Source organism: Acinetobacter sp. NS-4, assembly GCF_037402435.1.
Classification (GTDB): Bacteria; Pseudomonadota; Gammaproteobacteria; order Pseudomonadales; family Moraxellaceae; genus Acinetobacter.
Window position 1 is genome coordinate 17,721 of the sequence record NZ_JBBEUE010000015.1, and the last position, 21,167, is coordinate 38,887.

Here is a 21,167-nt window from a genome sequence, read left to right on the forward strand (position 1 = left end):
AAATTAAGATGATGGGTTCTAAGAAAGATAAAATAATGAAGAAAAATTTTATTTTTAAATTTCAAATCAGAAATTTAAGCAGCAATATCTACAAGATTAAGAACAGACTGAATGTAATCATCCAAAAAGGTTCATTTTTAACTATGCCCTGTTCAGTTTTAATTCATTGATAATGATTTCATAAAATCCAAGTGTTAAAAAAGCCCTAAACATTAGAACTTTTAGGGCTTTTTTAAAAAGGTAAAATCAGATTTTGGATGAACCCCGATGAATTCAGACAGGCTATAAATATTAACAAAATGAATTAACTTCTAATTTCGCCTTCTAAATCTTCGTCATCATAAACATAGGCCATGCAACCCCAGCCATCGTATTCACCGCCATGCTGTTCAGCAATACTGCCAAACCACTCTTCAAGGTCGACAATGTCTGAATATTCAGGTTCCATATACACATAGATCGTGATAATCCACTCGACCGTGTCAGCGTCTTCATCTTCAAACAGGCTGATTTTTTGTTCTTCTTTCAGCAGATAAAGTGCGCATTTTTCTGCCTGTTCTTGAGTTTGAAAAGCGATGGAAAATTCAATTTCATGGGCTTCGGTCAAGTCGTCGCCATCTTCAGCCATTTGCCAAAGTACATTACCGTTTTCGTCATCGGGAAATTGTTCAAAATCGCGTGTCATGGAGCGCTTCCTTATTGTAATCAGGTACAAGCTATATCATGCTACACAGATTAGCTCAAGTTTGTTTCAGTTTCTCGATTTAACTGCGTCAATATTACTGAGGAAGCATTTCTTTCTTTGTAAATTCTTATTTTAATAGATAGGCTGTTGTTAGCCTTTTATCATCTGTTGTTAGCCTTCTATCATCTGTTCTTGCAACTCACTTTGTTCAGCCTGTTGCTGTGCCTTAAATGCTAAAACCAGGCCTGCAAACTTTAACTCTTCCAGACGTAACTTTAAAAATGATTCATTAATTCGGGCATGACTGAATGCTGTTCCATAATGATTGATCAGGATAAAGTCATCTTGCAGTGCCTGAATAAACTCCCCCATCGTGTCATGAGTCAGTTGTGATAAATACAGATCGGCCTTACTGTTAAACACATGCGTAACCAGAGCGACAGCCGAAAGCCTGCGCTTTTCTTCAACATAATCACATTGTCCCACCGTGTTTGCGGCAATGGCATTTTTTATTTTACGGCGCACTTCCTTTAACTGCTGCACGGCATGGATTCCATCATAGCCATCAATTAACTGATCCAAAACTGTTTGTGCAGGATATAAATATTGGATGCCATAACCATGAATCTTATTTTCCAATGCTTTCGAAATTGCCGCTAAGTTTTCTTGTTCTACCGCTTGATTATAAACACCACCTAATCGTTCTCTCGCCTGGGCTTCCAGGTTAAGTCGGCTATTTTTTTCCAGTTTTTCCAGATAATGTCGTACACTTTCAATCTCTGCCTTGATTTTTTCCAGCAGAAACGCTGCTTCAGTTTTAGTGACTTCTACAAAACTCTCGACCTGGTTTTTTCGCTCTGCAACATAGTCTTCAATATCTAAAACACCCTGATACTGACTGAGCTTTTCAACCTTGTTTTTTAAATTTCCAATCTCTATACGACAGGTATTCAATTGATGATGCAGCGCATCGTTTTGCTGCTCATGCTCTGCCAGATTATTGCGCGTGCGATCCAGATTCACCTGTAAAGACTCAAGGTTGAGCTGTTTTTTTCTTATTCGTATGATTGCCCGATAAAGCAATCCCACCAAAATAATGGTGGTCAGGATATATAGATAAATCATTATTATTATCTCAAAATTATTCTTTCAAAGAAATGTGACACATTATTTATTATTAATTTGTTTTTCAATCACTAGAAAAAGGGATATTGTGTGCGAATGATCGCACTTTTTTATTATTCCAAGATTTTCATCATCATAAATCAGTTAGCTGACAAGAAGAAGATAGCCTTCATATCATATATGTAACTTATTATTAAGATTATAGAATACTGAACAGATAAATACTTAAAACATTGATTAAAAAGGTACTTTTACCTTAATTTCAACATCTGCTCCGCTTAAAGGCTGTTTAAAAGACAGATAACTGGCATGTAAAGCCATACGTTTTAATGAACTTTGGTAGGGTTCTGGATGATAGAGCTTGTCGCCAGTAATCGGATGCCCGATATATTGCATATGCACCCGCAACTGATGCGAGCGCCCGGTTATTGGGGTCAGCAATACCCGGCTAATGTCTTCTGCTGCCGAATATTCCAAGGCCTGATACAGGGTTTTGGCAGATTTTCCCAATTCAAAATGCACAATTTGGCGCGGCCGGTTTTCCCAATCGGTAATTAATGGCACTTCGACACAGCCCTCAGCTTCAAGCTTGCCTTGAACCAGAGCAATGTAATTTTTTTTGACGGTACGTGCCTGAAACATTTTACTGACTGCCACTTCTGCTTCACGGTGTTTGGCAAACATCAAAATGCCCGAGGTGGCCATATCTAAACGGTGGGTAATTTTAGCATTGGGGTAGCGTTCAAGTACGCGAAAATAGGCACTGTCATGGTGTTCAGGCAAACGCCCCGGAACCGACAACAACCCGGCCGGTTTTTCAATCACCACCAAGTCTTCATCTTCATAGACAATAGCAAGCGCTTCCTGAGGCGGCATATACACGAAGTTATCGTTAATGGGCATAGTGAATACGGCATAGGGGAGAATGGGCGCAAAATAACAATCTCTGCTACCGCTGTCAATGCCGCAACACCCGGCCAGAATTATGCCTGATGCGATTTTTCCCGGGTGGTTTTATAGCTGTCTTTCAGGGTTTCTAGCTGACCATTTAAAAAATGGTTAAGGTATGCTCTGGCCTGATCCAGACTGAGCTGTTTAAAGGCCACATAATCCTTGTTTTTTAAGGTGACTAAACCAAACAGGTTTTTTTGCGGCGTGATAATTTCAATATCACTGTCCAGCTTAAATGCCAGCTGATCGGAAGCCGAATAGGCATTTAAACTAAGGCGCACGCTTTGCTGGGTATCGGTATCGGTTACGGTAAATGTGGTAATGGCCCCATTCATTTCCAGTTGCGAAACCAGTTGGCGACGCCAGTTGATTGCATCGAATTGGCTTAATATTTCTGTACTTTCAAATAATCCTAAAGCTTCTGCATCCTGCTCACTCAAGTGTTGCGGATGACGAATTTCCAATTCGTATTTTTTCATTGTTATTGGCTCATTTTAAAATGATCAACTTGCATTCTAGCAAGAGTTTTTTCAGCCGACTATTTTGTTTTTTGATGGAAAATCATTTTATATCAATTGATAAGTATACTTTTAATGATGGAATGCACATTCAGCTGGGTAAAATTTGATGCAGATTAAACAAATGAAAAGAAAAAGAATTGTTATTTTTTATTGTTTGGAAAAAATTTTTAGGGTGTTAGGGAAAACATTGGAGTTTACTTCAACTATCCCACTTTGTAAGTGATGATCTTATAGCCTATAAACTTATGATCTATAGCGTCCTAAGCCGAATCGAGACCTTTTGGGTAAGTACTACACTCACGTTGTACGCAACTGGCAGCAATCTACTCTTTCCGATCCCTTATCACACCCTTGAGACATATATTAGCCAAAGCGAATCGGGATTAATTTCCTAAGATTTTTGATTTTCTATTAATTTTGGGAATTTTTTCCTTCAAATAATTCATTCACAGAATTTTTTATCTCTTCAACCAAAATAAAGATTTTTTATTGCATAAAAACCAGAATTACTGGAATTTATCTCCAATATTCAGCGTACATCCCTGCTCACTTTAATCGGCAAGATAATAATCCACCGTAGACACTACCCGGACTTTCTTTAAATACGGCGTATTACTGTCGCGGTCTTCAATACTAAACAGGCCCTGATTGGCCGCCTTGATTTTACCTAAACGGCTTTTGGAATCTGCGGCAAATTTTTCTGCTACAGTGCGGGCATTTTGAGTCGCCTGTTCAATCATGGCCGGTTTAATGTCATTTAACTTGGTAAATAAATATTCGGTTCTTTGTCCTGAATCATCGCCACCAAAAGCAATGCCCTTTTTACCCAAGGCCACCAAGCGGCTCTGTGCAGCCCGTACTGCATCAATTTTATGGGTATAGACAGTAATGGTTTGATGTGCGGTATAACGCAGTGCCACATTGGCATCGCCGCCATATTGCTGGGCATATTTATCGGTGGTGACTGGAGCTCCGGTAGTAATTTCCGCGACGCTAAAACCTTCCGCTTTCAAGAAAGTCTGTATTTGCTGGGTTTGTATTTCCATGGTGTCGTACAGCTGGGTCAGATCCTGACTGGCAGAACTAAAACGAATCGGCCATACCGCCACATCGGCTTTGACCTCGCGTTCGGACAAGCCTTTGACGGAAACAATGCGTTCATATTGTTTAATTTTGACTGCACTACTGCCCAGAATCCATCCTGCTACAATCATCCCCAAGCAAATAAAAGCGCCTAAAACCAGTGCCGATTTAAATTGATTCATGGTTCTGAATTCCTCTTCTGCTTGATTTTTTATTGTAGTTTGACCGTTTTTTAGCTTGGAAACTGCTGTTTAAGTGATGCTCTATCCGCATGTTTGCACCAGGCTTGTTTTTTGTAAATTGCTCAATCCGGTTTAGGCTGTCCGTATTAGATAGAGGGCAAAAAATGGCACTACATTCAGCAGTAAAATGCCAATTTTATATATGGCCATACCACCATAATGAATGGCATCAAAAGTGGTGTCTGAGAGCTGGAACCACTTGCCATGTAGCTGTTTCATCCAGTCACGGGCAAAAATAAAGGCTAAAAACCAGATCATTAATATAATGTAATTAATCAGCAATGAACTAAGTAAAAAGCGACTCCATAAATCATCATTCATCATTTTTATTGTCTGCCTGAGTAGTAGCTTATGATTTCTAAATTAGCAGATAATGAACGGAAATGAACAACTGATTTGTATCTGTTTTCAGACAGTTAAATATAGTTTTATCAATTTGATTTTTAAAATTTTTATCATTTATTTTTATCATTTATTTTTACTACAGAGAATTTTTTAGGGTGTTAGGGAAAACATGCTGTTTCACTTCAACTATTACAACTGGGTAAGCTGTAACCTGATGCCTATAAATTGGTAATCTATAGCGTTCTAAGCCGAATCAAGACCTTTTGGGTAAGTACTACACTCACGTTGTACGCAACTGGCAGCAATCTACTCTTTTCGATCCCTTTCACACCCTTGAGATATAGAATAGCCCAAGGCGTGTGGGATTAATTTCCGAAGATTTTGCAATTTTTATTATTTTCAGGATATTTTCCCACTTTATCTGAATTTATAAAAAAATTTCCCAATTCGAGTGAAAATATCGTTTTTAATTGCGCCAAATCCATACAGATTGCAATTTTTTCTCTACATAGAGGGCTTGCATCACAAGAGATACCAGCCCTGTTGATCCTGTTATTTCTTCTTGGTCATTTCTGAAAGCAAATCCAGTTGTATTTCCTGAATCTTAGCCAAACGATCCCACTGATGCATTAAAAGATGATCAAGTTTTTCATGTAAATGCCGAATTTCCAATTCAGCTTTCAAGTTGACCTGATAATCATTTTGTGAACGCAAGCGGTCTTTGGCTTCCTGCCGGTTTTGGCTCATCATGATTACGGGCGCTTGAATGGCTGCCAAACAGGACAGCATTAAATTTAGTAAAATAAACGGATATGGATCTGCAGGATGTTTCACCATTACCACCGTATTGACCAAAATCCATAAGGCCAAGAAAATGGCAAAGCAGATCAAAAAGGTCCAACTTCCACCAAAACTTGCAATTTTATCGGCCAGTTTTTCTCCAAAGGTCCAATTCTGATCGAGCTTGTTCTCTATATTTTTGCTGATCAGCTCATGCTGTTGCATACTGTTCAACACTTCATATTCCAGATCAGTGACTTCACCTTGTTCAGATTTTAATATGGACTGCACATACTGCATACGATATTTGGTTAAATCGGCTTGGCATATAAAGTCTCCAGATGACCACTCCGGAAAATCCTTTGAGATTTCCTCTGTAATGACTTTTCGAATTGTTCCGATAGGAATCAGGCTTTTTTTAGGAAAGCTTTTCTTGCAGACCATACATGTTTGACATTCTGTTTTTCCATTCATAAGCGCGCTCTTGTTCTATTGTCACTTTTACTCTGTTTCAAAGCCACTATCCGGTTACATGGCTTGCAATATAGGCTGGGATAAATTGTATTGATTTTATACCAGCTTGCTGCAAAGACCGCTGCGTCTTTTCTACCTGAATCGAATTTTTTAAGCATCCTGCCGGGATTGATCTTGAATATTCAGATCATAAACAGATACCTTATCTAACAAATAGCTGATGGGTATGATGATTGATATAGGCATTTAAACCATCGCCATACTGGGCCAACTGTTTCATGTTTTCGACATGTTGATATCCGGCACTGGCATAACTATAGGTATAAATTTTTGATTTTTTCCTGAATTGAACCCGAATGAATTCCCGGCCAATTTCATAGTTGGCCACACCTGAGTCATGATTGAGATCAAGATAGTATTGCAATTCAGCTGTCCTAAAAACTGTGAATCTAGGGTTTTACATGGGGATAATTTGACTAATTTTCAAACAAAATTGAATGATAAAATCCTCTGCTTAAGAATCAGCGATTTGCATTTTTTAATGCTCAATCAAAATACAATTCATCAAAGTCTTTTATCTTAGACAGATAAATAGGTGCGAAATTGATTTTTCTCCATGTTTCTTTAAATTTGGGATCAGCTTCAGGGTCTTCATTTAAATTTTGCCGAACCAACTTTTTCGCGGTTAAAAAGTTAATACTGGTTTCACTTTGTATATATGGACCATGATTTTCTGAACTTTCATAACCTATCAGGCGCAGGTCATTGCCTTCTACTCTAAAGCTATATCCCCACCAACCATAGCGGCCATGTCCATAATTGACCAAGAGTTTGTTTTTCTCTATGCCCAGCATTAAATCTGGCGCGAAATACACGCCTCCATCTTCATTTTCTGAACTGAAACAGGACAGGTTTTGCAGCAATTTTTTGTATTTGCCATTTTCATTCAGCAGCACAATGAGACCACGGCGGTTACGGTCAAGCTTGCCACGGTATTCATCCATAACCCACTGCTTGGGATCTGTACTTTTGACAATCAATACCAAGTCATTTTTAGCATCTTTGTTTAAATCACCTTCAACTGCTTCAAACAGCACATATTTTTCAGGAATATAGGCTTGGTATTTGAGGCGGTCTTTTTGCAGTTTGACCTGTTCGGGTGAAGCTGAAGTTTGGGCCAGGCTTAGTGTGGGCATTGCAAGCGCCAACAGCATATAGACAGATAAAGTAAAGCACTTAAACATAGCAAATATGGCTCTCATTCAATTTATTCTTTTGTCAGCTGAACTGATGCCTTCAGAATAGCATTTACGAGCAGATTCATCGAAGACTCCGCTCACAATATATCAAATAAGGTCATCATTTTATTTATGTTATCTATTTCCATTTGAACCCATCAAAAAACCCACCAAATAGTGGGTTCTTAGACAGCCATAATCATTGCTATAAATTTTATTCTACACAGCACTTGCTACAGCCTTCCACTTTTTCAGTCGGCCAATTCATTCTTGCACGTTTATATGCCAATTCGTAATTTGCAAAATATCCAATCACAATCTGGTCATCAAATTTTGGCAGGTCTTCGCAGCCCAGTGTCGCATTATGTATATAGTGTATGCCTTTAGCTGCAGGTTGTTCATCTACAATAAATTTGATCATTGATAGTCCCCTAATAATTTTTATAAAGTTCAACTATAAATAAACCCATATAAATATTATGGATTTAATTCAATATTAAAATTATGCCTTTATTGAGTGAAAATCAAGCGGTTTTACATGAAATATCAGTGACATTCTTTAAATAAATATTTCTTAAAAATTTTGTATAAACATATATTTTCTTTACATTTTCAAGGCAGTTTTTTCCTGTTATTTTCTTGTCCAAAGCGTACCCAGCATATCAGCATAATAATTAGCATCCTGATACAGCAGGGCACCCGCACAGGCAAGGCAAAGACAGAATGGACAGTAAAGTCGCCCCAATTCATTCACCTGTGGAAATCACGGAATTTGCTATTCCGCCTGTAGTCGCGGTTGATACACTGCGATAGGATGCCCAACCAACAAAAAAGCCCTGTCGAGTGATAGGGCTTTTGTTTAAAACCAAGTCATGAGTCATGCATCTATCAAATAATTTCTTCTAACAGAATCTGATCTTGGATAAGCCAATTTTTCGGATGAGGGACACTCGCTAAATACACATTTGCATCATCACCTTTCATCAGCTTTTTGATGACATCCTTTGCCCATTCATTAATTCTACTGTTTTCATCTAAGCTAATGATAAATAATTTATTCTTTGCCTTACTGACAGCTAATTTATTGATATCAAGCAAAAGCGCACGAGAGTTTTTAAACTGAAATTCACTCTCTACAATCCAGATCGCTTTCTCTATACCCTTTAGCGTTAAATATACTGATTGTAAGTTTGGTTGAGTGCTTGCAGTAGGGATATCAACCATTTTCCCCACGACTACATCAAACAAAAACTCATTTAAGCCAAATATTTGACGCTGTTTTAATCCGTTTTCGTCATATTCTTTACTACGATAGAATGCTAAATACTCTTCGTCACCAGGACGATCATGTAGTGTTGTAAGCAGTAAGTTTTCAGCTAAACGTTCTATCCAATATCGACTGCGCTGAGCATGAATAAGTTTTAAATTGGGCTCTTGTTGCCTCTCGTGTTCTAAAGACTTAATTTTCGCTTCTTGGAATGCCAAACTAATTAATCTTTTTAGATCTTGTTTCATTGTTTTATCTATTGCCATTATTGGCATAAAGTATCATGAAGCAATTGTAACGTTATTTAAAATGTATAAATACAAAAAAGCCCTATGGATGAATAGGGCTTTTGTTCAAAACAGTGGGTAACTGTTTGATAGGTGCTGCTTAGGCAATCGCAATTTTATTGTTAAATTGATTGCCAAGGCATTTGGTACACGGTGGTAGACGATCAGTACCAATTTCTAAGTAGACGCGATGTCCACATTGAACACAAAAATAGAAGCCTGTTCCGGGTTTTTCGCCAGCAGTAACCATTTTTGTTCTCCATGGGTTTTAGAAATGGTAGAACCAGTATACCCCTATCGTGATGATTGTCTATTGATCATTTCGACAATTGATGGTGGCATTTGGGCGATAAATATCCAGAAAAATTAACAACCAATAAAATAAATCTAAATATTCTTATATTTTTAAATTACTTACCAAAAATTAAAGACATAATATCAGCATCTTGAACGCTATGTTTAAGCTTAAGAGAGTTCATTAAATATTTTAAGAATTCAATATACTTTAAAGTAGTTTCAAATACTCCTGATCTCCTTATCAACTCTTTTGCATAAGGATCTATTCTTTCTATTTCATTTAGATCAATATCACCATTCATTTGAATAAAATTAATCAAATCTTCTTCAAACTCTTTAAAATTGCTATTTATTTCGTTAGTTTTACAAAAAACTTTATACTCATTATTATAGAATCTCATCATAAAAAAACAGAAATCACTATGTTTTTTCATTGCATTTCCCGTTCCGAAACCTATTACCAAATCATCTCCTTCTGCATCAATTACACTTAGTGATGAATACATTTTATTTAAAACTGAAAAAATATCAGTTTGCATACTTTTAATATCTAAAATTATTTTTTCAACTTTTGGAATAACCCACTCTTTTTCAAATAAATCAGAATTTATATCATAAACCATGTTAATAACATTATCTTGAAAGCTCAAAGAAAAAATTTTATCAAATAATATAATTTTTCCATCAATAGATCTATTTACGAGAAATTGTGCAGTAAAATATTCCTGAAATGATCTATGAGTAAAAGTAAATCCAAGTCCATCTCGTTGCAATATGCAAACAGAATCCAATAAATCATTTAAAAAATTTTCTGAGTTTGTATTAGTATTTGAAAGCTTTATTGCATTATTAAGATATTTAAATATCTGACTTTCTTCAAATGAATATAATCGATCACAGTAACTGAGTATACAAAACCCCTCTAAACAACGCTTGAAATCATCTAAAGGCAGCTGTGAGTAAGATTTTCTCTTATACATACTTTTTAATGAATCATGCTTATTAAATAAAGTTAAGAATGCTTGCTCATAAAAAAGATGTATTTTATTAGGAATTTCAGCTATCTGCTCATATGTCAAAAGCATCATAGTTAACAATAAAGGATTTGATGCAAAACTTAAATGTGATTCATATAAGTTATTATCCAATTCTTTTAAAAATGATTGTTTTACTTGCCTATCATAATTTAATTTATTAATAAGAGTTAGAGCTTTGTTTTTGTCAAGATCTTGAATATAATATTGATAAAACTCTTCCCACGATGAAAACCTACTATCAAATCGACTGGAAATCAAAATTCTGATGCCATGATAGTTATTTGATAAACTTAAAATTTCTCTTTCAATATTTTCTCGTTCTTCATTATTTACTTCATCAAATCCATCTAAAATAACTAAAACTTTTCCTAATTTCAGGGCATATTCTAATTGTACCTTATTAAAAGATGGATTTATATTTACCATTGAATTCAATATAAAATTGTACAAAGACTTTTCAGGAGAGTTATTTAAATGTCTTAATTCGATAAAAATTGGGAAAATACCAATAGGCTTTTCTATTAATTCAACAAATAAACTTTTACAGAATGTTGACTTTCCACAACCTGCACTACCAAGCACAATTAATCTCTTATTCTCTTCTATTTCATTGATAAATTTATTTTCATCTAAAATTCTTGAATTAATTTTTAAGTCAGTACGTACATAAAAATCCTTTAAATTTACAGGCATGTCCCTATACAAAAGAGTTTTTGTTTTTGAATATCGTTCATAATTTCGCGCTAAATACTCTGAGAAACACAAATCTAATGTTACTTGAATCTTATTATTAACATCTTTCGTGAACCTCTTTAAGCCACTATATATTGGTAAAGTAAACTGCTTTATTAATTCCGAAATAAGACCTTTAAGTATTTCTTCTTGCACAATATTCTCGATATAAAAAACCCCACTTCACAGTAGGGTCTTTTTACAACAATATCAATAACTTTCGCTTAAATCATCAAGCCACATTCCCTTCCAAGAAGTCCTGTGCAAAGCGTTGCAATACACCACCCGCTTCATAAACAGAAACTTCTTCTTCGGTATCCAGACGGCAGGTTACAGGCACTTCAACAATCTGGTTTTTACCATCATCAGTCGAACGTTCAATCACCAAAGTTAAGGTCGAACGTGGCGCAATATTACCCACTACGCTATACAGCTCGGTACCATCCAGCTTCAAAGTCTTACGGTCTGTACCCGGTTTAAATTCAAGCGGCAACACACCCATACCGACCAGGTTGGTACGGTGAATACGCTCAAAACCTTCAGCAACAATTGCTTCTACACCCGCAAGACGTACACCTTTGGCAGCCCAGTCACGACTTGAACCCTGACCATAATCCTTACCTGCAATCACAATCAAAGGCTGTTTACGGTTCATGTAGGTTTCAATCGCTTCCCACATACGCATCACTTCGCCTTCCGGCTCTACACGCGCTTTTGAACCTTGCTTAATTGTGCCGTCCGAACGAACCACCATTTCATTAAACAGTTTCGGGTTTGCCAAAGTCGCACGCTGTGCAGTCAAGTGGTCGCCACGATGAGTTGCGTATGAGTTGAAATCTTCCTCAGGTACGCCCATTTTCGCCAGATATTCACCAGATGCACTATCCAATACAATCGCATTCGATGGTGATAAATGGTCAGTAGTGATGTTGTCACCCAAAATTGCCAGCGGACGCATATTGCTTAAAGTACGCGGTGCAGCCAATGCCCCTTCCCAATATGGCGGACGGCGGATATAAGTACTTTGCGGACGCCAGTCATACAATGGACTTGCCGCTTTTTCTCGCTCGCCCAAATCAAACATTGGAATGTAAACTTTCTTAAATTGCTCTGGTTTTACTGCAACTTTTACTAGTGCATCAATTTCTTCATCCGATGGCCAGATGTCTTTTAAGTAAATTGGATTGCCGTCTTTGTCTGTACCTAGTGCATCTTTTTCGATGTCAAAACGAATCGTTCCGGCAATCGCATAAGCCACAACTAAGGGTGGAGATGCCAGGAACGCCTGTTTTGCATAAGGATGGATACGGCCATCAAAGTTACGGTTACCCGAAAGTACCGCAGTGGCATACAGGTCACGGTCAATAATTTCTTGCTGAATTTTTGGATCTAGCGCACCCGACATACCGTTACAGGTGGTACATGCATAAGCCACAATACCAAAACCGAGTTTTTCCAGATCGTGCAATACACCCGCTTCTTCAAGGTATAAAGCTGCTGCTTTAGAACCCGGTGCAAAAGAAGATTTCACCCAAGGTTTACGGGTTAAGCCCAACTCGTTTGCCTTACGTGCCAGTAAACCAGCTGCCACTGTATTACGCGGGTTAGAGGTATTGGTACATGAAGTAATTGCCGCGATAATTACCGCACCATCCGGCATTAAGCCATCAGTACGGTGTTCAACCACGCCAGCAATACCTTTTTCTTTCAAGTCAGATGTAGAGACACGTGCATGCGGGTTCGATGGCCCTGCAATGTTACGCGTAACGGTTGAAAGATCGAAACGCAGTACACGCGGATATTCCGCCTGCTTCATATCTGAAGCCCAAAGACCAATTTCTTTGGCATAAGCTTCAACCAGTTTCACCTGCTCTGCTTCACGACCGGTTAAAGTCAGGTAATCAATGGTATTCTGGTCAATAGAGAACATCGCTGCAGTTGCGCCATATTCAGGAGTCATGTTGGAAATGGTGGCACGATCGCCGACAGACATGCTGTCTGCGCCTTCACCAAAGAATTCCAGATACGCACCAACGACACGTTCTTTACGCAGAAATTCAGTTAATGCCAACACGATATCGGTTGCGGTAATGCCTGCCTTACGCTGACCCACCAGTTCCACACCAATAATGTCTGGCAGACGCATCCAAGATGCACGGCCCAGCATCACGTTTTCAGCTTCCAAACCGCCCACGCCCACAGAAATCACGCCCAAGGCATCGGTATGCGGAGTATGTGAATCGGTACCGACACAAGTATCCGGGAATGCCACACCTTCACGGTTTTGAATCACTGGAGACATTTTCTCCAGGTTGATTTGATGCATGATGCCGTTGCCCGCAGGGATCACATCAACATTTTCAAAAGCAGTTTTGGTCCATTCAATAAAGTGGAAACGGTCTTCATTACGACGGTCTTCCACTTCGCGGTTTTTACGGAATGCATCCGGATCAAAACCGCCGTATTCCACCGCTAAAGAGTGATCGACGATCAGCTGGGTTGGAACAACCGGGTTGACTTTAGACGGGTCGCCGCCCTGGTCGGCAATGGCATCACGGAGGCCTGCAAGGTCAACCAGTGCAGTTTGCCCCAAGATGTCATGACACACCACTCGTGCCGGATACCAAGGGAAATCGTGATCTTGTTTACGTTCAATCAGCTGACGTAAAGACTGTTCCAGAATAGCAGGATCACAACGGCGTACCAGCTGTTCGGCAAGTACTTTTGAAGTATAGGGAAGTTTTGCATATGCGCCTGGCTGAATATCTTCTACGGCTTGGCGTACGTCATAATATTCGAGCTGGGTACCTTGCAGTGGTTTGCGGTAGTTGTTGTTCATAGCTTACCTGCCTCTTGAATCATTTTTTCTTTACTACGTAATTGTTGTTGCGAGTTACAATCGGTTCAACGGCATAGTACACCGCCGAAAAGCCATTTCCCAAATCTTTTATATTTCATATATTTAGATATAAAAACAGGTGTTTTGGAAACAAATTGTTACATATTTTTTGGGATATTTGCTCTAATCGTGCTTTTTTTGGAAAAATAGCGGGAAATAGGCCTCATTCTTTAGTATTAGATGTGCCTAAGCGAATACAAAACAATCTTGTTCTGTAATATTTATCCCAATCGTTTAAGTAGATGTAAAGCTTATATTTTTTATATTGCATTCGCTCTTGTCAGGCATTAAAACCTAAAAAATAGCGTTAAGCTGCAAATCTGATGATCTAGCACTGCCTTCGATGCTTATCTTTTGAATATGCTTGTTGGGTAATACCTATTTTTTCATCATTCCATAATTCTAAACCCTTGGAATATCGCGTCACAAAAGATATTCAAATGACAAAAAAATGATAAAGGGTAAAAATAAAAAAATAGCCATTCTTGGCTTAGAGCAGCGTTTTTAAAGCTGTCGATCTTGTAGTTCACACATAGTCATTTAAACAAAATCGCATATTTCTGAATTTCAGTAAAGCTAAGCAATCTGGGCTTTTTGTTTGCCTATCTGCCTGGCATGCTGCAAAATATCTACAATTAATGATTTGTGAAATATACCCAGAGGCTAATCATGGCAACGTCGACTGCTTTTACATCATTCACTTTAAATGGTGTAGATGCACAAAAATTCCTTCAGGGCCAAGTGACTTTAAATACCGAAGCCTTAGCAGAAAACCTGACTCGCTATACCGCGATCTGTAGTTTAAAAGGACGTATCCTGTTTGGCTTATGGCTGAAAAAAATCAATCCGGAAAGTTTTGAAATTGTCGTCACTGCTGACCAGGCAGAAGAATTTGCCAAGCACATTAAAAAGTTTGGTGCATTCTCAAAAATGAAACTGGAACAAGCGGGTCAAGTATTCCCTACACTAAATGGCGATAGCACCGATTTTTCTACCACTGAAACCGATATCGCTGCTTGGCAGCTTCAAGCCATTGAAGCAGGTCAGGCCTGGATTGAAGCGACAACGGCACAAGAATTCCAGCCGCAAGAACTGCGTTTGCATCAGCGTGAAGGTGTACATTACGACAAGGGCTGTTACTTGGGTCAGGAAATTATTGCACGCCTCTGGTTCAAGGCCAAACCGAAACACTGGCTGCATTTGGTGCAAGGTACCGGTGATGTTCCTGCTGCTGCAACACAATTGAATAATGATGTAGAAGTGGTCAACAGCATTGTAGTTGATGGCGGCTATAAAGCCTTAGTCGTAGCGAAACCTGCTGCGCTTGAAGAGCTGGGATTACAAGTGCTAGATTTGCCTGAAGCCTTAAATGGCGAGGTGGCACGTCCACAATAATATTCAAGTTGAGCAATCCCATTAAAAAAGCCTCCCGAATCGGAGGCTTTTTAAAATCACAAATTAAAATCGTGAAAAAGTTTGTTCATGTCTTTAATGACATACTCTTTAAAATGGAATGCACGCGCATGTTTTGCATCAATACGTGCAGTCTTTCCCTCATGTTCAAAGATATAAACACCATCTTCTTTGCTCACCAAAAAGTTTTTGCCTAATCTCATCAACAATGCATCAAATTTATCTTCATCTGGAATGCTTTCATCCTGATTAATCTGATCATATGCCCGTTTAATACCTTTGATGAACATTTATCTACTCACACATTGATTCAGCCGCGATTTAAACAAAGTTTGACTTAAAAACAAAGTAGCGTTTACCTGTTCTGCATTTATATCTGGTTCAGTGCGTTATAGTTTTAAATTTTAAGATGCTAAACAATACATGTACAAAGCTCTTCAACAACTTAAGGCTAATTTAAGCTCGTCGGCCCAAAATTTACCCAGTAGTGATTATGTAAATATCTATGAAATTTTATTGCAATGCACAAATCATGTATTTACATTCACATAAATAAACTTATGATGTTGTATGAAGTGTTCCACATCCATTTTTAAACACATAAATGGAATTATGTGCATGTTTATAAAAGGTTTTTAAAAATATGAAAAAAATTATACTTGCTAGTCTTATTGCTTTGTCTTCAAATCTAGCGATGGCTGAAATGGCAACCAAGTCGGTTGATCCTGCATTTGCTAAAGTAGAAACACTGGTTAAAGCCAACAATATGAAAGGCGCTTATGAAGAACTTGATAAATTAGCCAAAACTGGGAATGCACAAGCACTTTATAATTTGGCCTACCTGACCCAAACCGGTCAGGGCACAACCAAGGACGAGAAAAAAGCCATCAAGCTATATCAAGAGTCTGCAAGCAAAGGCTATCCGGTGGCGAACTATGTATTAGGTAAAAACTACATGACCGGCACTTTAGGTCTTCCACAAGATACAAAAAAAGCCAAACAGTATTTAGAAAAAGCATCTAAACAAGGTTTTGATGATGCCAGTGTAGATTTGGCAGTGTTGCTGTTTTCTGAAGCTACGCCAGCATCAGATAAATTGGCTTTGCAAAAATTAAATCCACTGATCAAAAAAGACAATTATCAGGCCATTCATGCCAAAGCTTTATATGACATCAGTCAGGGTTTTAAAACCAAAAAAGAAGAGCCAATTAAGCAAGGCTTAAAGAGCATTCAGGACCTGGCACAAAAAGGTTATATTCCGGCTTTAATGGCCGTGGGTAACATGTTTGCAAACGGTAAAATCGTTCCACAAAACCTGCCAGAAGCGAAAAAGATTTTTGAGGCTCTAGCCAAAGAAAATATACCGCAAGCGAAAGAATCTTTAGCTGTGGTGGATAAAATGATTGCTGATCAAGCCAAAAACCCACCTAAAGATGCAAAGAAAAGCTAAGCACTGAAAATCAAAAGCCCCAATCTCGGGGCTTTTTTATAGGTGTGATTTTGTGGTTATTGAAGTCAGCTAAAACTTTAAGCCCACCAGACGGTAATTAAAATGCTCACTACAATGAATCCAAAAATGGTGCTCATCAATAAGGGCGTTAAGGTTTTTTCATTTAAACCATAGGCTTGACCTAACATGCCAAAGATGGTCGGCATCGGTAAAGCGGCTATCAGGGTTCCGGCATAGACCATTTCCTGACTCACATCGGTTAAATAGCTTAAGCCCAGGAACATCAATAAAGGCATGAGCAGGTTGCTGGAAATCACCAGATAAAAGCTTTGCATATTGACGTATTTTAATGTCAATCCCACCATTCCCCCACCAATCGAGAACAAAGCCAAAGGCGAGGCAGTTTGCCCCAATAGAGCCAAAACCTGATCCAATAGTTTAGGAATATGAATCTGGAACACGGCACAGGCTATCCCCAGCATCACGCCCATAAATAAGGGGTTTTTTAATAAGGTCAGTAATGTACCCTTGATGATTTGTGCAAGGTTGGCTTTTTGCGAAGTTCCTAGTTCCGCCAAAATCAGTACAACTGGAATAAGCAGTACACTTTCAATGATCACCACCAAAGAGGTATAGGTCATCGCCTTTTGCCCCATCAGCAAGGTCAATACTGCAGTACCAATCAGCCCGGTATTCGACATGGCCGCACCCAGCGACAAAACCGAAGACTGCGAATGATTATTTTTAAAATAATGTGAAACAATAAAAAATGCCGTCACATATAAAATAAAAGTTACGCCGCTATAGACAAAGAAGTATTCGGGATACCAGATTTCATGCAAATCTTTTGCGGCCAAGGATTGGAAAAATAAAGCAGGTAGCGCAATTTTAATGACAAAAGCACCAACGCTATTCACCTGTTCTTTGCTTAAAAGTTGCCACTTTACCGAGAGATAACCAAAGGCCAATAGAAAAAAGATCGGCACGATGACCGCAAAGACCATATTGAATTTGTCCTTTCAATCAATGAAATAACAGGATCAGGCCCTGATCAATCAGAGCCTTCAAGTGAAACATTCAAGCTAAATTTAGAGATGTGGTATTAAAAAGCACGAAACAACGCTTTTAATCCATGCGGCTGACAACGCAAATATTGCGGTGCGATTTGAATATTTTCACCCAATTCTGCTGCAGCATGCCATGGCCAACGAGGGTCATACAGCATAGCACGAGCAAGGCCAATCGCATCTGCCTGCTCATAATGTAAAATGCCTTCAGCCTGCATCGCTTCGGTAATTAAACCCACGGCAATCACAGGAATGTTGACCGCCTGCTTAACAGCATGGGCGAATGGAACCTGATAATTGGCTTCCAGGTGGATGTTTTGATTTATATGCAAACCACCACTCGACACATGAATATATACTGCACCGAGTTGCTCTAGAGCCTTGGACAATCCAACCGATGAGGCCACGTCCCAGCTGTCCTGCCCTTCCATCCAGTCTGTTGCAGAAATACGTACGCCTATAGGATAACCTTCTGGTACTGCATTTTTCATCGCCTGAAAAACTTCCAGGGTCAAGCGAATGCGGTTCTCGAAACTACCGCCATACTCATCGCTACGTAGATTCGATAACGGCGACATAAATTGGTGCAGCAAATAGCCATGCGCTGCATGCAATTCGATTAAATCAAAACCGGCATCCACAGCGCGCTTGGCAGATTCAGCAAAGTCTTGAATTACTTGCTGGATTTCATCCTGCGTCAATGCATGCGGTGCATGGTCGTCCGGATTAAATGGAATATCACTTGCTGAAACAGTCTGCCATCCCTGAGCATGTTCAGGTGCAAACTGCCCACGGCCCGCCCAAGGTTTATCAGTTGAGGCCTTACGCCCAGCATGAGCTAATTGCACGGCAAAAGGCATAGGCGAAAGTGTCTTTATTTTTGTCAATAATGCCTTGATCTGATCACGTTGCGTATCATTCCACAGACCCAAATCGGCATAACTGATGCGTCCTTCAGGTTGCACTGCAGTTGCTTCGACAATACATAAGCCTGCACCAGACAAGGCATAATTTGCCCATTGCTGTTCATGCCAATACGTCACTTCTCCCTGTTCTGTTGCCGAATACTGGCACATCGGAGCAATCACGATTTTATTAGTTAATTTTAATGAGCCAAATTGAATTGGTTGAAATAATAACGACACTGTTACCCTCTTAAAAAGCTTTAGTTATGCTTAATCCTGCGCTCCAGTTTAAACCATCCGCTGGTTCAAAAAAGCGCCCATTCCCATCATTTACAATCACGGAACCGACATAGTTTTGATCAAATAAATTATCTACCCGGGCAAAAGTACGGACTTTCCAATCGGCCTGTTTCCAGACATAACCGGCATTGGCCGAGACGACACTATAGCTTGGTGCAGCATCGCTATTTGCATCATCGACATAGACTTTATCCATATAGCGCACATCCACACCTGCATTAAATCCGGTTTCCGGTTGCCAGCCCAAAGCTGCAAAAGCCTGATTTTTGGCGATGCCTGGAATCTTGGTTCCCTTCTGCACAGTGCTGTCTGGAATCGCCGCATCAAAAGTGGCATCAATAAAGCTATAACTGGCTTCAGCCTTTAAATGTTGCCACAAGTTTTTATTCCAGGACAGCTCTAAACCTTGGCGCAAAGTTTGATCTGCATTTTTATAGGTTGCCCGCCCATCAATGGTGCCTGCCGAGACAATGTCATCTTTGGTTTTGGACTGGAAAATGGCGGCAGTAAAATGACCTAAAGGGTTTTGACTTTTTAGCCCCAGTTCATAGTTGTCACTACTGGCAGGTTTTAAATTGAAATTCATGCCATCATTTGCGGAATAGGCCATTTCAGTAAAGGTCGGTGTTTCAAAACCTTTGGCATAGCTGGCATAGGTATTGAACTGGTCGTTGATTTTCCACGTTAAAGCGGCTGATGGTAAAACCTTGTCATAATCGGTCTTACCGCTGTCATCCGCATTGCCTGCCACAATATAGTGATCTTTAGACTCATAATGCACATTGCTATAACGTAGCCCGGCATCCAAAGTCCAACTTGGCAACACATCCCAAGAGGCTTGTAGATAAGGGTCTAAGTTCCATAAAAGATTCTGTTCATCACGGCGTAAATTACCTTTTACGCCAAACTGCCCATTGGCATTAAAGTTTTCATAACCTTGACGGTCTTCATCCATATAATCGAAGGCCAGACCTGCTGTCAGGCGTGTATTTGGTAAAAGATTCTTTCCAATCCAGCGGATATCTGTACCATAATAGCCACGGCTAAAATCGATCACACCACCTGCATGGCGCGGATTATTTTGCGGCGCTTGAGGAATCGATTGATATTGTGTGACTTCACGATGCCCTACATAAGCCATGGCATACAGTTCATGCTGATCAGTGACTGGTTTTGACCAGGTCATCCCGGTCTGGGTTTGATTAATTTCCTTGCGCACGTCATAGATATTGTTGGCATCATTGACCTGTTTAGGATTGGCTTGCCACTGTTGGCGGGTTAGGCCTTGCGGATCATCCGCATTGATGTCGACATGATTCACAATCCAGTTTAGCTTGGAGCCATCTGCTAAGTCCCAGCTCAGTTTGGCATTGCTTAAGACTTTATTGGCAGCGCTATGATCACGGTAGCCATCGGTATCGAAATAAGATGAACTGACCACATAGCTCGGCTCACCGGCTTGATCTGCACCGCCTTGCAGTACCACATCGGCACGACTTTTATGATGACTACCGCCTGAATAACCCACTTCAATGGAATCTTTGCCTTCACCCTGTTTGGTCGAAGTTAAAATTGTGCCGCCAGATGAGTTGCCATAGAGTGAAGAAAATGGCCCACCCAGTACTTCAATATGGCTCAGACTGCTTAAATCGATATTTGAGGTTTGTCCCTGGCCATCCGGCATGGTTGCTGGAATTCCATCAATATATAAACGGACACCACGCACCCCAAAGGTTGAACGTGCGCCAAAGCCACGCATAGAAATCTGCAAATCCTGGGCATAGTTTTCACGATTATTCAGTTGTAAGCCCGGTACACCTTTTAATGTTTCAGAAAGATTTACCCCTAAGTTATTTTCATTTTGCTTTTGTTCAACACGATAGACCGATGCAGGCGTTTCAAGCCATGCGGTATCTGTTCGGGTCGCTTGAATTTTTATTGTGGGAAGTAAAACGGGTTCCGTAGAACCTGTTTGTGCATATAAGCTTTGGCAGATACATGCGGTCAAGCAAAGCAAACTTGTATTCAAGAAACCCCGAAGATATTTACTTTGCATAGATCGGTACCTA

Annotated in this window: 20 protein-coding genes; 2 read left to right on the forward strand and 18 right to left on the reverse strand. The window is 39.4% G+C overall.

From position 1 onward, the window contains the following. Positions 1–304: 304 nt before the first annotated feature. The 14 genes from WAE57_RS11810 to acnD all read right to left on the reverse strand — a co-directional run bounded on the left by WAE57_RS11810 (position 305) and on the right by acnD (position 13,903). Positions 305–685, reverse strand: coding sequence for a ribonuclease E inhibitor RraB (locus WAE57_RS11810; RefSeq protein WP_237788231.1), 381 nt, complete (start codon positions 683–685; stop codon positions 305–307). A gap of 171 nt (positions 686–856) precedes the next feature. Next, a complete protein-coding gene (locus WAE57_RS11815) occupies positions 857–1,810 on the reverse strand; it encodes a DUF4041 domain-containing protein (RefSeq protein ID WP_337710764.1) in 954 nt (317 codons plus the stop codon). A gap of 237 nt (positions 1,811–2,047) precedes the next feature. Continuing rightward, positions 2,048–2,713 (reverse strand): pseudouridine synthase, encoded by a 666-nt coding sequence (locus tag WAE57_RS11820; RefSeq protein ID WP_337710765.1) that lies wholly within the window; start codon positions 2,711–2,713, stop codon positions 2,048–2,050. Positions 2,714–2,793: 80 nt separating this feature from the next. Further along, entirely contained in the window at positions 2,794–3,240 is a 447-nt protein-coding gene (locus tag WAE57_RS11825; RefSeq protein ID WP_237788234.1) for a hypothetical protein, read from the reverse strand. A 593-nt stretch (positions 3,241–3,833) separates the two neighbouring features. Continuing rightward, on the reverse strand, positions 3,834–4,547 hold the full coding sequence (locus WAE57_RS11830) for an SIMPL domain-containing protein (protein WP_237788235.1): 714 nt from the start codon (positions 4,545–4,547) through the stop codon (positions 3,834–3,836). A gap of 132 nt (positions 4,548–4,679) precedes the next feature. Next, positions 4,680–4,928: a DUF6868 family protein gene (locus WAE57_RS11835; protein ID WP_337710804.1), complete on the reverse strand. Its 249-nt coding sequence runs from the start codon at positions 4,926–4,928 to the stop codon at positions 4,680–4,682. A gap of 576 nt (positions 4,929–5,504) precedes the next feature. Beyond that, positions 5,505–6,206 carry a DUF1003 domain-containing protein gene (locus WAE57_RS11840; RefSeq protein ID WP_086175375.1) on the reverse strand — a complete coding sequence of 234 codons (702 nt, stop codon included), beginning with the start codon at positions 6,204–6,206 and terminating at the stop codon, positions 5,505–5,507. Positions 6,207–6,408: 202 nt separating this feature from the next. Further along, the gene (locus WAE57_RS11845; protein WP_337710766.1) at positions 6,409–6,630 is read right to left on the reverse strand and encodes a hypothetical protein; all 222 of its coding nucleotides are present in this window, start codon (positions 6,628–6,630) and stop codon (positions 6,409–6,411) included. Positions 6,631–6,751: 121 nt separating this feature from the next. Further along, positions 6,752–7,402: a hypothetical protein gene (locus WAE57_RS11850; RefSeq protein ID WP_337710767.1), complete on the reverse strand. Its 651-nt coding sequence runs from the start codon at positions 7,400–7,402 to the stop codon at positions 6,752–6,754. 256 nt (positions 7,403–7,658) lie between these two features. Beyond that, positions 7,659–7,865, reverse strand: coding sequence for a hypothetical protein (locus WAE57_RS11855; protein ID WP_237788238.1), 207 nt, complete (start codon positions 7,863–7,865; stop codon positions 7,659–7,661). Between the two features lie 467 nt (positions 7,866–8,332). Then, complete coding sequence (locus WAE57_RS11860) at positions 8,333–8,959, reverse strand: hypothetical protein (protein ID WP_337710768.1); 627 nt, start codon at positions 8,957–8,959, stop codon at positions 8,333–8,335. 139 nt (positions 8,960–9,098) lie between these two features. After that, positions 9,099–9,248, reverse strand: coding sequence for a zinc ribbon-containing protein (locus WAE57_RS11865; RefSeq protein ID WP_337710769.1), 150 nt, complete (start codon positions 9,246–9,248; stop codon positions 9,099–9,101). Positions 9,249–9,408: 160 nt separating this feature from the next. After that, positions 9,409–11,220, reverse strand: a complete 1,812-nt coding sequence (locus WAE57_RS11870) for an NACHT domain-containing protein (protein WP_337710770.1) — start codon at positions 11,218–11,220, stop codon at positions 9,409–9,411. Between the two features lie 76 nt (positions 11,221–11,296). Beyond that, positions 11,297–13,903 carry a Fe/S-dependent 2-methylisocitrate dehydratase AcnD gene (gene acnD, locus WAE57_RS11875; RefSeq protein ID WP_337710771.1) on the reverse strand — a complete coding sequence of 869 codons (2,607 nt, stop codon included), beginning with the start codon at positions 13,901–13,903 and terminating at the stop codon, positions 11,297–11,299. Positions 13,904–14,632: 729 nt separating this feature from the next. On the opposite strand from acnD, the gene WAE57_RS11880 reads away from it, so the two are divergent. Next, positions 14,633–15,358, forward strand: a complete 726-nt coding sequence (locus tag WAE57_RS11880; RefSeq protein ID WP_337710772.1) for a folate-binding Fe/S cluster repair protein — start codon at positions 14,633–14,635, stop codon at positions 15,356–15,358. Between the two features lie 56 nt (positions 15,359–15,414). On the opposite strand, the gene WAE57_RS11885 is transcribed toward WAE57_RS11880, so the two are convergent. Continuing rightward, positions 15,415–15,666, reverse strand: coding sequence for a hypothetical protein (locus tag WAE57_RS11885; protein ID WP_337710773.1), 252 nt, complete (start codon positions 15,664–15,666; stop codon positions 15,415–15,417). Positions 15,667–16,019: 353 nt separating this feature from the next. On the opposite strand from WAE57_RS11885, the gene WAE57_RS11890 reads away from it, so the two are divergent. Next, positions 16,020–16,826: a tetratricopeptide repeat protein gene (locus WAE57_RS11890; protein ID WP_301434001.1), complete on the forward strand. Its 807-nt coding sequence runs from the start codon at positions 16,020–16,022 to the stop codon at positions 16,824–16,826. Positions 16,827–16,903: 77 nt separating this feature from the next. Here WAE57_RS11890 and WAE57_RS11895 read toward each other — a convergent pair whose 3' ends face one another. From WAE57_RS11895 to WAE57_RS11905, 3 genes are all read right to left on the reverse strand, one after another. Then, entirely contained in the window at positions 16,904–17,830 is a 927-nt protein-coding gene (locus WAE57_RS11895) for an AEC family transporter (RefSeq protein WP_337710774.1), read from the reverse strand. A gap of 98 nt (positions 17,831–17,928) precedes the next feature. After that, positions 17,929–19,038, reverse strand: coding sequence for an NADH:flavin oxidoreductase/NADH oxidase (locus tag WAE57_RS11900; RefSeq protein ID WP_337710775.1), 1,110 nt, complete (start codon positions 19,036–19,038; stop codon positions 17,929–17,931). Positions 19,039–19,048: 10 nt separating this feature from the next. Then, the gene (locus tag WAE57_RS11905) at positions 19,049–21,154 is read right to left on the reverse strand and encodes a TonB-dependent receptor (protein ID WP_337710776.1); all 2,106 of its coding nucleotides are present in this window, start codon (positions 21,152–21,154) and stop codon (positions 19,049–19,051) included. Between the last annotated feature and the right edge of the window lie 13 nt (positions 21,155–21,167).